The following is a 14,537-nucleotide window of genomic DNA, read 5'->3' as shown; positions in this document are numbered from 1 at the left end:
CATGGCTGGAATTTGGGGCAGACGCAAACGCGAACAGGAAGAACTCGCCGCACAGGACGCCGATCTCGCGCGACGCGCGGAGCAGGCCCTCGTCAGCGCAGACGAGCGGATCCGGACCACCTCCGACGAGCTCTCGTTCGCGGAGGCCGAGCTCGGCGGATCGCTGACCTCCGACCTCCGGAAAGCCCTCGCTGCCGTTCGCACGCATCTGCGTGAAGCGTTCCAGCTCCACCAGCTGAATCACGACGAGATCCCCGACACCGCCGAGGAACTGCGCACCCGCAACGCGCGCATCCTCCAGTTGTGCGACTGGGCCCAGGACCTGCTGGACGAGAAGACCTCGGTACTCGCCGAGTCCGTCGCCACGGTCCGCCGCGCGCCCGAGGTGATCGCACAGGTTCGAGCGGATGCCGCGGCACTCAGTGCCCGTATCCCGCAGACGAACGAGTCAGTCTCCCGCCTGTCCGCGCGATACGCCGAATCGGCGATGCACCAGATCACGGCGAGCGCTGCAGAGGCGGAGCAGCTCATCGCCTTCGCGACACACAGCGCCGCCATCTCCGAGCGACGCCGTGCCGCGAAGCAGAACGAGGAGGCCAACCTCGCGCTCGAGACCGCGACGGAGGCCACCCGTCGTGCGTCGGCGCTGCTCGATGCGGTGGAGGACTTCGAGATCGAGGCCCTGCGCGCCGAGTCCACTCTGGCCGAGGTCGTCGCAGACTCCCGGGGCGACCTGATCACGGCACGCACGGCTCCCCAGGTGCCCGCCGTCGCCGAGGCCGTCTCCGCGCTCCAGGCGGCGCTGAGCGCCCTCACCCCCGCGGGAACCCCCAACGACCCCTTCGCCGAGCTCTCCCAGCTGCGCACCGCCAACTCCGCCCTGGATGAGGCGATCGCGAAGGCGCAGCATCGGGCCCAGAACCCGCTCCCCAGCGTCGCGCAGGTGCAGCACGCGATCGATGACGCCGATCGTCAGCTCGGTGTCGCACGCGGGCTCATCGCAGGGCACCGAGGCTGGATCGGTGCGGATGCGCGCACCCGCCTCGCCGAAGCGGAGCGCCTGCGGGTCGATCTGTCCGACCTGCTGCCGGCCGAAGACACCCGTGAAGCCGCACTCGTGAGTGCGCGACGGGTCGCGCATCTCGCGTCCGAGGCTCTGCAGCTCGCGCAGCGCGACATCGACTCCTCGCGTCCGCAGGATCAGGGGTGGGGCGGCGGAGGCGGCGGCTGGGGCGGCGGTTCGCGTGGCGGCGGTGGCGGAGACATCGCCTCCGGCATCCTGGGCGGCCTCGTCATCGGCAGCCTCCTCGACGGCATCTTCGACTGACGACACGACGCGAGAACGGCCCGCCCCTTTCGGGACGGGCCGTTCTGCATGTCAGTTGAGGCGGGGGCTCAGGATGCCAGCGCCTCTGCGGGTGGAGCCTGCGTGCTGAGCGCGATCACGCCGTAGTCCCAGCCCTTGCGTCGGTAGACGACGCTGGGGTGGTCGGTGCGGACGTCGACGAACAGGAAGAAGTCGTGACCGACCAGTTCCATCCGGTCGACAGCCTCCTCGACGGTCATCCACTCGGCGTCGAAGCTCTTCGTGCGGATCACGACGGGCGAATAGGCCTCGTCCTCCACACTCTGCACGGGCACAGTGCCCGTGGCGACGGCGCGCAGCACTTCGACGGAAGCCGGTACCACGTCGATGCCCTCGAGAGATCCGCTCTCCTTCTCGAAGTGCGGGCCGCGCGGATGCTGGCGCCCATCGACGCGCTTCTCCTTCGCGCGACGCAGCTGCTCGGACATCTTGTCGACAGCCAGGTCGAGGGCGACGAACTTGTCGCCGTCGGTCGCTTCGGCGCGAACCACCGGACCTTTCCCGATCAGCGTGAGCTCGACCGTCTCCTCGGGAACATGGCCGTTGCGGAAGACGCGATGGGTGACCTTCACGTCCAATCGCTGCGCTCGCCCTGCGAACGTCTCGACCTTGGCGATCTTCTCCTCGACAACGGTTCGGAAGCGATCAGTGATACCCACTCCGACGCCAACGATGCTTGTTTCCATTGCTGCCTCCTTGTCCCGGTCCTCCCGGCCAAGGGCGGACCGTGGTCGCCTTGTGACACCCCACGGTAGTCCGCATGACGATGGAAGTCACGGGTGGGTTTCACCGTGTCGTCGATGAGTTCCCGATGAGTCTCCTCCGAATCCGGCATACCGCGGCGTGGCGGCGAGCGCGATCGCCGCCACGACGTGGAACCCCGCGCCTTCGAGCGTGCGAACCGCTTCATCGAGCGTGGCGCCGGTCGTGACGACGTCGTCCACGACGACCGCTTCCGCGCCGCCGCCGCGCGTGAGCGCGCGCATGCTGTCGCGGACGTTGACGGCACGCTCGCGGGCTCCGAGCCCGCGCTGATCCGCAGTTCTCGCGCCCGGTGCCAGCGTCCGCTGGGGAACCGCACCTGCGCGACGGATGAGCAGCTCCGGCACCCGGTAGCCGCGGGCGCGGAACGCCCTCCGTGAGGTGGGAACAGGCACGACCCAGGTGGACGCCGACACGGCGGGGACGAGGATCGCCGCGAGCGCGGTTCCGAGCGGCCGTGCGAGGTGCGTGTCGCCCTCTCCCTTGAGCCGACGGATGCAGCGGGCCGGGACTCCTTCGAAGCTCAGAGCCGCGCGCACGGTGCGACCGCCGGGTGTCTGCACCTCTCGTGGCGCCGGAACGAGTTCACGCGCGCAGGTGACGCAGAGCAGCATCCCCGGTTCATCACACCCGGCGCATCCTGCCGCCAGGAGGAACCCGGCGATCTCGCCGCCGATCTTTCGCCACTCGCCGTTCGCCATCCGACGATCCTGCAATCTCGCGTCCGGCCCGGAGCATCACGATCACCGAACCCGGGACAACTCCTCCCCGCGACCGACCGGTGCAGGAGAGCGGCCCCGCTCGCCTGCGCGGGTCAGTCTCACTCTCCTGCGCGGGTCGCGAGCAGCGTGATCCCGGTGGCGACCTCACGCCAGGCAGAACCCGCGTGCGCGAACAACTGCCCGCCCGAGCCGAACACCCGCGCTCCGGCCGGGGTGCGAGCACCCGCGAACGACACGGCCTCCCGCGGGGCACCCTCGACGAGCCCAGGACCGCTGACGATCTGCGTCACGATCCGCGGACTCGCCGGGTCGACCAGCACGCCCAGCCGGTCCGGGCCGAGCCAGGCGAGACCCGCCGACACACCGTCGAGGAGTCTGAGCTGCTTCACCTCGTCGAGCGCGGTGGGAACCCCGTCCGAGTCGCGGATGATCGCGGCGACGACGAGCCAGCGCTGACCGCCGACCATGATGACGGCCGCGACCCGCGCACCGTCGGCCGCCACTCGCAGGTCCGAGATCGATGAAGCGTTGGGCCAGGCGTTCTCCACCGTCAGCCCGGCGACGTCGTTCCCCCAGGCTTGGAGTGCCGCCGGGTTCCCTCCGGGGACGGTCCAGACGTAACCGTAGCGGTCCAGCGACGGTGCGATCAGACCGGGTCCTGCATCGAGCTGATCGCGGCCGCTCTCGCGCACGAGGTAGATCCTGCCATCGTCGAGCTGCACGGCGGCGCGCGAGTCGTCGGCAGCCACGTCGATGGCGACGATCGGCTCTGCGATGTCGGCGATCTGATCACTGATTCCTGCGATCGGGGAGATCTCGCCACCGACGATGCGCCCGAACGCGCCATCCTTCACGACGAGCGTGCCCGCCTCCGCCGCCGGCTCCGCGACGTCCACCACCCCCGCGTCCAGAGCCCGCCCGTCGACGGTGAACCGGACCTCCGAGACCGACACGCCCGCTGCCCTGAGCGTCGCCTGCAGCTGGGTGCGCATCCGCGAGAGCGTCTTGTCGTCGAGGCCGCTCGCCGCCCGAGTGAGCGCGACCTCTGCCACCTGGGAGGGATCGATCGGGACGGCCTCCTGCGCCAGTTGGACGTCGGCAGGGAACGCGTTCTGCACCGCAGGGTCGAGCCAGGCGCTGGGCTCGCCTGAGATGAGCGCCTTCGTCACCGCGGTCGCCGGGCTGAGGCGGCGCGGGAACCACCGCATGTCCGGCACCAGCCTCGACCAGCTGCTGTCGAAGTACTGCAGCGGGTAGCCGTCGAACACTTTCGTGAAACGCGGTTCGTCGATGACGATCCCGTCCGGCGCTTCCGTGATCCGCCATTCGCCGTCGTCCTGACGCTCCAGGGCGAACCGGACGGGCGATGCCCCGACGGCTTCCGAGTATTCACCGAACTCGTCGACACTCGCGACGAGGTCGAGCAGCACCTGCACCTCGGCGGAGTCCGCGTCCTCCACCTCGTCGTCCGCGATGGAGGCGGTGATCGTCCGCGTCTCCGTTCCGACGTCGACAGACACGCCGGCTGACGGGCGCCAGGTCTGCTGCAGGGGTGCCGAGAGGAACTGCCTCGCGGTATCCCAGTTGTCGGACGTGGTGATCCCCGCTTCGAGGAAGCCCTCGACGATCTTCTGCGGATCTGCTCCCGTGATCGGTCCGGACGCCACGGGCAGGATGTCGACGTCCTGCGGCGATTCGCCGAGCGGCAGTCCCGCGGCCACGTCCCCGCTCATGGGAAGACCGGCGCACGCGGGGAGCAACAGGACGGCGACCGCCAGAGCGGCGCCGCGCAGCACCTTCAGGGACCTCGAGCTCTTCATCGTTCCCCCTCCCCGTCCAGCAGCTCCTGGGCCAGATCCGTCAGCGAGATCGGCTGGGTGGCGTCGCCGATCTCCGCGAGCGGTTCCTGAGGCTCGACGGGGATCGGACTCGGGCCTTCCAGCGCGCCACCGTGTCGGGGAATCGTGAGCACGAAATTCGTTCCGACGCCGAGCTCCGACCAGACGGCCAGCGTGCCGCCGTGCAGGGTCGCGTCTCCGAGTGCGATGGACAACCCGAGGCCCGTGCCGCCGATCGTGCGCTGGCGCGAGGGATCGGCTCGCCAGAAGCGATCGAATACACGCTCGGCATCCGCCGGCTCCATGCCCAACCCGAAGTCTCGGACCCCGGCGGCGACCGCATGCTGGTTGCTGTCGACGGTCACCACGATCGGGCGGCCCTCGCCGTGCTCGATCGCGTTGCCGATCAGGTTGCGCAGAACACGACGCACACGCCGCGGATCCATGTCCACCGGTGAATAGCCGCCCGGCGCCACGAGCCGCACCTCGGTGCCGCGGCCCTCCGCCAGCGGGTACATCTGCTCGATGATGTCCTCGGCGAGGTGCGCGAGACTCGTCGCCTCCAGCTCCAGCTGCACGGAGCCCGCGTCATAGCGGCTGATCTCGAGCAGGTCAGACAACAGCGTCTCGAATCGCTGCACCTGGGTGTGCAGCAGCTCGGCGGTGCGAGCTGTCGTCGGATCGAACTCCTCGCGCTGATCGTTGAGCATGTCGGCGGCGAGGCGGATGGTGGTGAGCGGGGTGCGGAGTTCGTGGGACACGTCCGAGACGAACCGCTGCTGCACCAGCGACAACTCGCCGAGCTCCTTGATCTGCGCCTCGATGCTGTCGGCCATCGCGTTGAACGATCGGCCGAGCGTCGCCAGCTCGTCTTCACCATGCACCTCGAGGCGCACACCCAGGTCGCCGGCGGCCAGTCGGGCGCTGGTCTCCGCCGCCTGCACGATCGGCGTCGACACCGCCCGCAGCACGATCCAGGAGATCGCGGCGACGATCGTCAAGAGCCCGATACCGGCGATCCACAGCGTGCGCTGCACGAAGACCAGAGTCTGGTCGGCGTCGCCCAGGTCGTAGGCGAAGTAGATCTCGAACGGCCCGGCCTCCGGGACGATCAGCTGCTGGCCGACCACGATGCCGGGGACGTCTCGACCGTCCGGGACCGGGAGCGCGACCGATTGCCAGGCCTGACGATCGTCGAGTTCTTTGACGCGCGCCCGGATCTCGGAGCTCAGCAGGCTCTCGTTCAGTCCGGCCTCGAAGCCGTTGAGCTGCACGCCGTTCGATTCGGTGTCGATCTTGAATCCGGCGAGCTGGTCGGTGCTCGACGTGCGCGCGAGGTTCAGCTGGATGGTGTTCCACAGGTCGGTGAGCGCGGCGGGATCGTCTCCGACTTCGGCGACGTTGAGAACGGTCTGCGCCTGGTCGACGGCACGGCGCGCGTCTTCCAGCGCCACATCCCTGCGCGAGATGAACAGATCGTTCTGGATCACCAGGGCCATCGTCACGCACGTGATGAAGATCGCGAGCGACGTCGCCACGAGGGTGACCGTCAGCGTGCGGAATCGGAGTGAGCGGCGCCACAGCGCGCCGAGCACCGTCGGCCAACCGCGCCAGTCGCGCAGGACAGCGACCGCCGTGGTGGTCGCTCCCGTTGCGGCCATCGTGCGCCTAGCCGGCGCTCCCTGCGCGATAGCCGACGCCGCGCACAGTCATCACGATCTTCGGGTTGTCGGGATCGAGCTCGACCTTGGCGCGAAGCCGCTGCACGTGCACGTTCACCAGGCGCGTGTCCGCCTTGTAGTGGTAGCCCCAGACCTGCTCGAGGAGCATCTCTCGCGAGAACACCTGCTGCGGCTTGGAGGCGAGCGCGACGAGCAGCTGGAACTCCAGCGGCGTGAGCGCGATGGGAGTCGTTCCCCTGCGCACTTCGTGGGCATCGACATCGACCGTGAGGTCGCCGACCTTGAGCTGTTCGCTGGTGGTCTGCGGCGTCGGACGCAGCCGGGTGCGGATGCGGGCCACCAGCTCCTTCGGGTTGAAGGGCTTCACCATGTAGTCGTCGGCGCCGACTTCGAGACCGCGGACCACATCGGCGGTGTCGCTGCGCGCGGTGAGCATGAGGATGGGGACGCCGGACTCCGCCCGGATCCGCGTGCAGATCTCGATGCCGTCCATACCGGGGAGCATCAGATCGAGCAGCACGAGGTCGGGTCGCTGCGTTCGCCACTCATCGACCGCACGCGCACCATCAGCGCAGAAAACCGGCTCGAAGCCCTCCGTGCGCAGCACGATGCCGATCATCTCGGCGAGCGCGGTGTCGTCGTCGACCACAAGAATGCGTGAGGTCATAACTGTTACCTTATGGCACCGAGTACCGCCGTCCCCAGGTCCGCGCACCACCCACACGGATATGACACGATGGGAGCGCGCGATGGAGGGAGTGCTTGTGAGCAGTCAGACGTGGACGCCTGCCCCGAAGAAGGGGTTGATCCCGCTTCACCCGCTGACGTTCGGGATGCTGTTGGGCAAGGCCTTCTCGGCGTTGCGGCACAACCCGAAGGTCCTGTTCGGATTCGCCGTGGTGATCCAGCTGATCGTCGTGCTCGCGACGGCCGGGGTGATGGGCGTGGTGCTGTTCACCACGTTCTCCCGCCTGGAGACGGTCTCCCCCGCTTCGCCCGACTTCGAGGCCGTACTCGCCGGCACCGTCGCGATCAACATCATCGCGGGGCTCGCCGTCGGTCTGACGTCGATCGCTTTCACGGCGATGATGCAGGGTGTCGTCGCCGCGGAGGTCGGCTATGCGTCGATCGGCGTGAAGGCGACGCTCGGGATGCTGTGGCGGAAGATGGCTCCGTCGTTCTGGCGGCTCGCCGGCTTCGCCTCGCTGTCGGTGGTGGCGGTCTTCGGCATCTTCGCGATCGTGGCGGTGATCATCGGCGCCTTCGTCGCCGGCGGACTCGGCGGGAGCGTCGAGCTCATCGGAGTCGTCGTGCTCGTCGTGATCCTGATCGCCCTCGCCTGCATCCCGCTGAGCGTCTGGCTGACGACGAAACTGCTGCTGGTTCCATCGATCCTCGTCCTGGAGCGCGCACGCTTCCGCGATGCCTTCGTCCGCTCCTGGCGGCTCACCCGCGGCCGCTTCTGGGTCGCGTTCGGGGTCACGTTCCTGATCAGCATGATCATGGGTCTGGCGATGCAGGTGGTCAGCTTCCCCGTCGCCATGCTCGGCTCTCTCCTCGGTTCCGTCGTGGCCCCCACAGGCGGCGACCCCGGCGCGATCATCGGCTACGTCGCCACGCTCATCGCGCCGCAGATCCTGCTGCTCGTCCTCCAGGCGATCACGCTCGTGGTGCAGAGCACCGGCTCGGCACTCGTCTATCTCGACTGCCGCATGCGATACGAAGGACTCGATCAGACGCTCGTCTGGCATGTGGAACGTCGGGATCTCGGCTGGACCGACGAACAACTCGGTGACCCGTTCGCCGTCGATCCCTCGCGCGCCGTGACGAGCGCACCCCCGCCCCGGCAGGTGCCCGAGCACGTGATGATGACGCAGGGCTACGGCGCGCCGGGCTACGGTGCGCAGCCCTACGGCGGTCAGCAGTACCCTCCGCAGCCCTACGGCGGTCAGCAGTACCCGGCACAGCCTTACCCGGCACAGACGTACCCGGCACAGCCGTACGGAGCACAGCCTTACGCGCCGCAGCCCGTCGGCTCTCCCCCTGCGGCACCGCCGCCGCCTCCTGCTTCCCCCGCGTCGGCAGCCCCGGTCGCGCCGCCGAGTGACAGCCCGTGGGCCAGTCCCGCAGACGGAGGCTGGGCCGCACCCGGTGGCGGTGACGGCACGTCATGATCCGACCGTTCGACGATCTCCTCATCCCCGACGGCGACGAAGCCCGACGATGGGCGGAGGAAGAACTGTCCAACCCCCGCTACGCCGACGCGAAGCCCACCTGGTTCGATCTGATCGCCCGCGACATCGGAAGGTTCCTGGCCGACCTGTTCACCTCCGAGAACGGCGCGAATGTCGGCCCGTCCGCGCTGATCATCGTGAGCCTCATCATCGTCGCGGCTCTCATCACCGCTCTCATCATCTGGGGAAAGCCGCGCAGCCCCCGGGCCGTCCGGCGCGCTCGAGGCGACCTGCTCGGCGAGCACGACGACCGCAGCGCAGCGCAGTTGAGGACGGATGCCGAGCGCAGCGCCCGCGACGGCGACTGGGACACCGCGACCGTGCTGCGCTATCGGGCGATCGCTCGCGGCCTGCTCGAAAGAGACCTCATCGATCCGGCTCCCGGCGCGACGGCTCAGGCGATCGCACGTGAGGCCAGCACGGTCTTCGCCGAGGAGGCGGGAGCCATGCGCCGAGCGGCCGTGTCGTTCGACGACGTGCGGTATCTGCGGCATCCGGCGACCGAGGAGAGCTATCGCGAGCTGTCGGCCACCGATGATCGACTCCGCGCACGACGCCCCGAGGTGGTGCCGGCGTGACCACTGTCGAGCAGAGCAACGCTGCCCCCTCCACGGCTGAACCACGGCCTCAGCGGATGCGCACGATCGTCGGCTGGGTGATCGTCATCGCTCTCGTCCTCCTCGTCGCATTCGTCGCGATCCGGGTGAGCGCGAGCTCGCCGAGCAATCGCGATGCTCTGGACCCGGAGGCGCGCGACGACGCCGGCGCCCTGGCACTCGCCGAGATCCTGCGTGATCAGGGCGTGGAGGTGTCGATCTTCCGTTCGCGCGCCGACGCCCGCGCGGCACTCGACGACGACGCGACCCTGGTCATGACGAATCCGTACACCCTCACCGACGACGGACTGGCCGAGTTCATCGACCCGGCCGGGCGCGTCGTCTTCCTCTCCGCGGGCAGCCACCTCCTGAACGTGCTCGACATCGGCGACAACGCCCCCGGCACGTCGGAACCGGTCTCCGCGGAGTGCTCGATTCCCCAGTTCGCCGAGGTGGGCACCATCCGGCCTGACCGATTCTTCTCCCCCGCGGACGGGGTCGATGCGTGCTTCGGCGACGTCGACGGCGCCGCAGTGCTCGTGGATGAGCGAGGGGATGACGAGCGCGTCGTCGTCGAAGGCACGAGGCTCTTCAGCAACGCGTACCTGGCCGAGAACGGCAACGCGGCTCTGGCGCTCGCGCTGCTCGGCCAGACCGATCGCGTCGTCTGGTACGTGCCGTCGTTCGCGGACACCGATATCGAGTCCGAGTCCCCCGACACCCTCGGCAGCCTCACCCCACCCTGGGTGACGCCGGTCATCCTGCTCCTCCTGGCCGCGGGGATCGCCACGGCTGTCTGGCGCGGTCAGCGCTTCGGACCGCTCGTCGCCGAGACGCTCCCCGTGACCGTGCGCGCGTCGGAGACCATGCACGGACGCGCACGTCTCACTGCTCAGGCCGCAGACGCAGCCCACGCCGGCCAGGCGCTCCGAGACGGCGCACAGCGCCGACTGGCCCGCCGACTGGGACTCGCGGTGCATGCAGGGGCGGACGAGGTCGCCGATGCGGCATCCGATCGTCTGCGCATCCCGCGCGGAACCCTGCAGGCCTTGCTCGCCGGACCGCTTCCCGCCGACGACGCCGCGCTTGTCGAACTCGCGCGACGTCTCGACGAGCTCGAGATCGCCGTAGAGGCGAGCACGGGCTCTCGGAAGGGCGAGCAATGATCCGCATCCGAACCGCCGAACACCCATCCCCACGGAAGCCGAGGGCATCACGTGACCGTTGACAACCACCCCGCCGACGACGCCGCACTGCGTCAGGCCATGCACCGAGTGCGCACCGAGGTCGACAAGGCCGTCGTCGGCCAGGCCGGCACGGTCACGGGACTGCTCGTCTCGCTGCTCGCTCGGGGCCACGTGCTCCTCGAGGGAGTGCCGGGCGTCGCGAAGACCCTGGTCGTGCGCTCGTTCGCCCGCGCACTGGGACTCGACACGAAGCGCGTCCAGTTCACCCCCGACCTGATGCCGGGCGATGTCACGGGATCGCTGGTGTACGACGCGCGCACCGGTGAGTTCGACTTCCGCGCCGGCCCGGTTTTCACGCACATCCTCCTCGCCGACGAGATCAACCGCACGCCTCCGAAGACCCAGGCGGCACTGCTCGAGGCGATGGAGGAGCGCCAGGTCTCGGCCGACGGCGTGAGCCGCACGCTGCCCGACCCGTTCCTCGTCGCTGCGACGCAGAACCCTATCGAGCACGAGGGCACGTACTCCCTCCCCGAGGCACAGCTCGACCGCTTCCTGATGAAACTCGTCGTCGGCATGCCCGAACGCGATGCTGAGGTCGCCGTCCTCCGCCGCCACGCGGAGGGATTCTCCCCTCGCGAGCTCACCGGCGTCGAGGCCGTGGTGACGGCGGAGGAGATCCGCGCGGCGCAGGAGGCCGCCGGCCGTGTCGAGGTCACGGATGACGTGCTCGGCTACGTGGTGGATCTCGCCAGGGCGACCCGCCAGTCCCCCTCCGTCGAGCTCGGCGCCAGCCCCCGTGCATCCACGGGCCTGCTCGCCGCTGCGAAGGCGTGGGCCTGGCTCAACGCCTCCTCGGCCGTGACGCCTGACCACGTCCAGACCATGCTGGTGCCGGTGTGGCGGCATCGTCTCCAGTTGCGGCCCGACGCGCAGATGGAAGGGGTGTCGGCGGATGCCGTCCTCACCTCGGTCGTCCAGCAGACCAGGGTGCCGATCTAGGTGTTCGTCACCGGCCGGCTCGCCATCGCCCTCGCCGTGGGCGTGATTCCGCTCGTCCTCGCAGGACTGGCGGACTATCCGGCGTACGCGGTGCTCGGCGGATGGGTCGCGCTGTGCGCCCTGCTCGTCGGCATCGACGTCGCGGCTGCGGCGAGCCCACGAACCGTCACCGTGAGCCGTCGGGTCCCCGCGCGGACGCGGATCGGTGAGCCCGTACCGGTGAGCGTCGCACTGCACAACCACGGCACCCGGATGCTGCACGCGGTGATCCGCGACGCCTGGCAGCCCACCGCCGGCGCGGCACCGGAGCGTCAACGTCTCAGCATCCCGCCTGGCGAACGAGGGCGCGTCGCGATCCCGCTGCTTCCCCGCCGTCGCGGCGAACTCGTCAGCGAGTTCGTCATGATCCGCTCCCGGGGGCCGCTCGGACTCGCCGGTCGACAGGCGCGCCATCGGGTGCGCGGAGCGATCAGAGTGCTGCCGGCGTTCTCCTCACGCAAGCACCTCCCCTCGCGCCTCGCGCGACTGCGCGAACTCGACGGCAACACGAGCATCCAGGTGCGCGGTCAGGGCACCGAGTTCGACTCGCTGCGCGAATACGTGCGCGGCGACGACGTGCGCTCGATCGACTGGCGTGCGACCGCTCGTGCCGGAACGACGATGCTCCGCACCTGGCGCCCCGAGCGGGATCGCCACGTCGTGATCATCATCGACACCGGACGCACGGCTGCCGCCCGCGTGGGCGACGGCACCCGAGTGGACGCGGCGCTGGAGGCAGCGCTGCTGCTCGCCGCTCTCGCCTCCCGAGCCGGCGATCATGTGCATCTGCTGATGTACGATCGCGTCGTGCGCGGCCGGGTGACCGGAGTCGATGGAACGGCACTCCTCCCCGCGATGACCGACGCGATGGCGCCGGTGCACGCGCGGCTGGTCGACACGGATTGGCACGGCGCGTTCGGCGCTGTGCGCACGCTCACGAACCGCCCTTCCCTCATCGTGGTGCTCACTGCGCAGGACGCAGCAGAATCGGCGCGGTCCTTCCTCGGTGCCTTCCCGAACGCCTCGCGCGCGACGACGGTCCTCGTCGGCTCCGTCACCGACGACGACATCGCGACCCTTGCCAGGAAACGCGGATCCCGCGAGGAGATCTATCTGGCCGCCGCCGCCGAGCGCACCCTCAGAGATGCCGAGAACGTCGCGGATGCGGTCCGTCGGGCGGGCGGTGAGGCGATCGCCGCCGACCCCGAGGAACTGCCGCCGCGCATCGCGGATCGGTATCTCGAGCTGAAGGCGGCCGGCCTCTGACCGCGTCGCTCAGCCTGCGACGAGACGAGGCGTTCCTGCCTCGTACTCCAGCAGGTCACCGGTCGCGCCACGACGATGCGCCCGTCCGCCGATCACGACCATGTAGATGAGGAACACGGCGAGCGCCGCGGCTCCGATGCCGATCTTGACCGGCCACGGCAGCGCCCAGCCCGTCACGAAGCCCTCCACGAGACCGGCGAGGAACAGCGCGAACACCAGGCCGATGGCGACGGTCGCGAGCGCCCGTCCCTCTTCGGCGAGGGACTCGCCGCGCGAGCGTGCTCCCGGTGCGACCCACGCCCAGAACACGTGCAGCCCGGCCGCCGCGGCGACGAAGATGCAGGTCATCTCGAGCATGCCGTGCGGAAGGATGTAGAGGATCATGACGTCGGCCTTGTCGTGCGCGGCCATCACGGCACCCGAAGTACCGAGCCCGATGGCGTTCTGCACGAGCATGTACACCGGCCAGATGCCCGTGACGCCGAAGAGGACGCACTGCATGGCGATCCAGGCGTTGTTGGTCCAGACCATCCCCATGAACTCCGCCGCGGGATTCTCCGTGTAGTACCCGGTGAAGCTCTCATCGGCGTACTGCTCCAACGCATCGGGCGGTCCCAGCGTCGCGATCAGGGCCGGGTCGGCCGCGATCCACGCGGCGGTGCCGACTCCGACGGCGATGAAGGCGACGGCGATGATCGCCGTCGTCCAGCGCAGCCGATACAGGGCGGCCGGGAGCTGCTCGCTGAAGAAGCGAGCCGTCTGCGTGAGAATGCTGTCGGAAGCTCCCGTGAGGCGCAGGCGGGCCCGCACCAGGATGGTCGAGAGGTAGGCGCCCTGCGGGGAGTCGCCGACCGACGTCTTCAGTTCGGCCAGATCAGCGGATGCCGCGCGATAGCGGACGATCAACTCATCGACGCCCGCGCCATCGAGCCGGGCGCGACTGAGTTCCTCCAGTCGCTCCCACTCGGCGCGGCGTGCATCTGACAGTGCATCGGCATCCACCTGATTTACTGTACTCATGTCCGTCCCGATCGATGTATCCGACGAGGTCCTCTCCGGCGAGGCCGTCGCGATCGACGTGCAGCCGGTCGGATTCCTGCTCCGCGCGCTCGGCGCCCTGATCGACATGCTCGTCGGTTTCGCCGTGTTCATCCTCTGGCTCTTCCTGCGGATCTGGCTGCTCGATGCGGGCGTCCTCTCCGACGCGACCGACCGCATCGCGACCGTATCGGCCCTCGTGGTCAGCTTCGTCGTGCTCCCCATCACCATGGAGGTCGCTCTGAAGGGGCGCAGCCTCGGAAAGCTCGCCGTGGGCGGGCGCATCGTCCGCGTCGACGGCGGCGCCGCCGGATTCCGCCACGCCTTCATCCGCGCGCTGCTCGGCGTGCTGGAGATCTACATGACGTTCGGCGGCCTCGCGGTGCTGACGGGGGCCTTCAACGCCCGCTCCCAGCGACTGGGCGACCTGGTCGCCGGAACGTACAGCCAGCGCGTCCGCACGCCGAAGCTCATCCCGCACGTTCCGGTGCTGCCGCCGATGCTCCAGGGATGGGCGCAGATCGCCGACGTCGCCCGACTCCCGGATCGCCTCGCCCGCCGCATCTCGCAGTTCCTCCAGAACGCGCAGCGCATGGTCCCTGCGGCCCGCGCCCGGGTCGCACACGACCTGCTCGCCGAAGCGGCGCCGTTCGTGTCGCCGATGCCTGCTGCACCCCCGGAGGCGGTGCTCGTGGGCATCACGGTGCTGCGCCGGGAGCGCGAGCGTCGCGCGCTGGAGAACTCCGACCGCCGCGCCGAGAAGCTGACGGGACGCCGCGTCGGCGTCTGAGCCGCACGGGCTCGA

The 14,537-nt window shown here is 69.4% G+C and carries 13 protein-coding genes; 7 read left to right on the top strand and 6 right to left on the bottom strand.

The genetic code is table 11. From position 1 onward, the window contains the following. The first annotated feature begins 1 nt into the window (after window position 1). A complete protein-coding gene (locus tag V5D55_RS13695) occupies window positions 2-1,327 on the top strand; it encodes a hypothetical protein (RefSeq protein WP_435743894.1) in 1,326 nt (441 codons plus the stop codon). Between the two features lie 68 nt (window positions 1,328-1,395). Here V5D55_RS13695 and hpf read toward each other — a convergent pair whose 3' ends face one another. The 5 genes from hpf to mtrA all read right to left on the bottom strand — a co-directional run bounded on the left by hpf (window position 1,396) and on the right by mtrA (window position 7,037). After that, window positions 1,396-2,052 (bottom strand): ribosome hibernation-promoting factor, HPF/YfiA family, encoded by a 657-nt coding sequence (gene hpf / locus V5D55_RS13690; protein WP_435743892.1) that lies wholly within the window; start codon window positions 2,050-2,052, stop codon window positions 1,396-1,398. Between the two features lie 87 nt (window positions 2,053-2,139). Continuing rightward, window positions 2,140-2,829 (bottom strand): ComF family protein, encoded by a 690-nt coding sequence (locus V5D55_RS13685; RefSeq protein ID WP_435743890.1) that lies wholly within the window; start codon window positions 2,827-2,829, stop codon window positions 2,140-2,142. A gap of 119 nt (window positions 2,830-2,948) precedes the next feature. Beyond that, window positions 2,949-4,670 (bottom strand): LpqB family beta-propeller domain-containing protein, encoded by a 1,722-nt coding sequence (locus V5D55_RS13680; protein WP_435743888.1) that lies wholly within the window; start codon window positions 4,668-4,670, stop codon window positions 2,949-2,951. Then, a complete protein-coding gene (mtrB, locus tag V5D55_RS13675; protein WP_435743885.1) occupies window positions 4,667-6,349 on the bottom strand; it encodes an MtrAB system histidine kinase MtrB in 1,683 nt (560 codons plus the stop codon). Before mtrB ends, V5D55_RS13680 begins: the two co-directional genes overlap by 4 nt. Before the next feature lie 7 nt (window positions 6,350-6,356). Then, entirely contained in the window at window positions 6,357-7,037 is a 681-nt protein-coding gene (mtrA, locus tag V5D55_RS13670; protein WP_435743883.1) for an MtrAB system response regulator MtrA, read from the bottom strand. A 97-nt stretch (window positions 7,038-7,134) separates the two neighbouring features. Between mtrA and V5D55_RS13665 the strand changes: the two genes are divergently transcribed. From V5D55_RS13665 to V5D55_RS13645, 5 genes are all read left to right on the top strand, one after another. Beyond that, window positions 7,135-8,544 (top strand): glycerophosphoryl diester phosphodiesterase membrane domain-containing protein, encoded by a 1,410-nt coding sequence (locus tag V5D55_RS13665; RefSeq protein ID WP_435743881.1) that lies wholly within the window; start codon window positions 7,135-7,137, stop codon window positions 8,542-8,544. Further along, the gene (locus V5D55_RS13660) at window positions 8,541-9,182 is read left to right on the top strand and encodes a DUF4129 domain-containing protein (RefSeq protein WP_435743879.1); all 642 of its coding nucleotides are present in this window, start codon (window positions 8,541-8,543) and stop codon (window positions 9,180-9,182) included. The genes V5D55_RS13665 and V5D55_RS13660 overlap by 4 nt, the downstream gene beginning before the upstream one ends. Continuing rightward, window positions 9,179-10,366 carry a DUF4350 domain-containing protein gene (locus V5D55_RS13655; protein WP_435743878.1) on the top strand — a complete coding sequence of 396 codons (1,188 nt, stop codon included), beginning with the start codon at window positions 9,179-9,181 and terminating at the stop codon, window positions 10,364-10,366. Before V5D55_RS13660 ends, V5D55_RS13655 begins: the two co-directional genes overlap by 4 nt. Window positions 10,367-10,465: 99 nt before the next feature. After that, a complete protein-coding gene (locus tag V5D55_RS13650) occupies window positions 10,466-11,389 on the top strand; it encodes an AAA family ATPase (RefSeq protein ID WP_435749309.1) in 924 nt (307 codons plus the stop codon). Continuing rightward, window positions 11,390-12,694 (top strand): DUF58 domain-containing protein, encoded by a 1,305-nt coding sequence (locus V5D55_RS13645; RefSeq protein WP_435743875.1) that lies wholly within the window; start codon window positions 11,390-11,392, stop codon window positions 12,692-12,694. Between the two features lie 9 nt (window positions 12,695-12,703). On the opposite strand, the gene V5D55_RS13640 is transcribed toward V5D55_RS13645, so the two are convergent. Continuing rightward, entirely contained in the window at window positions 12,704-13,696 is a 993-nt protein-coding gene (locus V5D55_RS13640) for a stage II sporulation protein M (RefSeq protein WP_435743873.1), read from the bottom strand. Between the two features lie 16 nt (window positions 13,697-13,712). Here V5D55_RS13640 and V5D55_RS13635 point away from each other — a divergent pair, with 16 nt between their 5' ends. Beyond that, a complete protein-coding gene (locus V5D55_RS13635) occupies window positions 13,713-14,522 on the top strand; it encodes an RDD family protein (protein ID WP_435743870.1) in 810 nt (269 codons plus the stop codon). Window positions 14,523-14,537 lie beyond the last annotated feature (15 nt).

The sequence above is a fragment of the Microbacterium sp. PMB16 genome (assembly GCF_051294855.1).
In the GTDB taxonomy this organism is placed as follows: Bacteria; Actinomycetota; Actinomycetes; order Actinomycetales; family Microbacteriaceae; genus Microbacterium.
The sequence above is the reverse complement of the archived record's forward strand: the minus strand, read 5'-3'. Positions and strand labels throughout refer to the sequence as shown.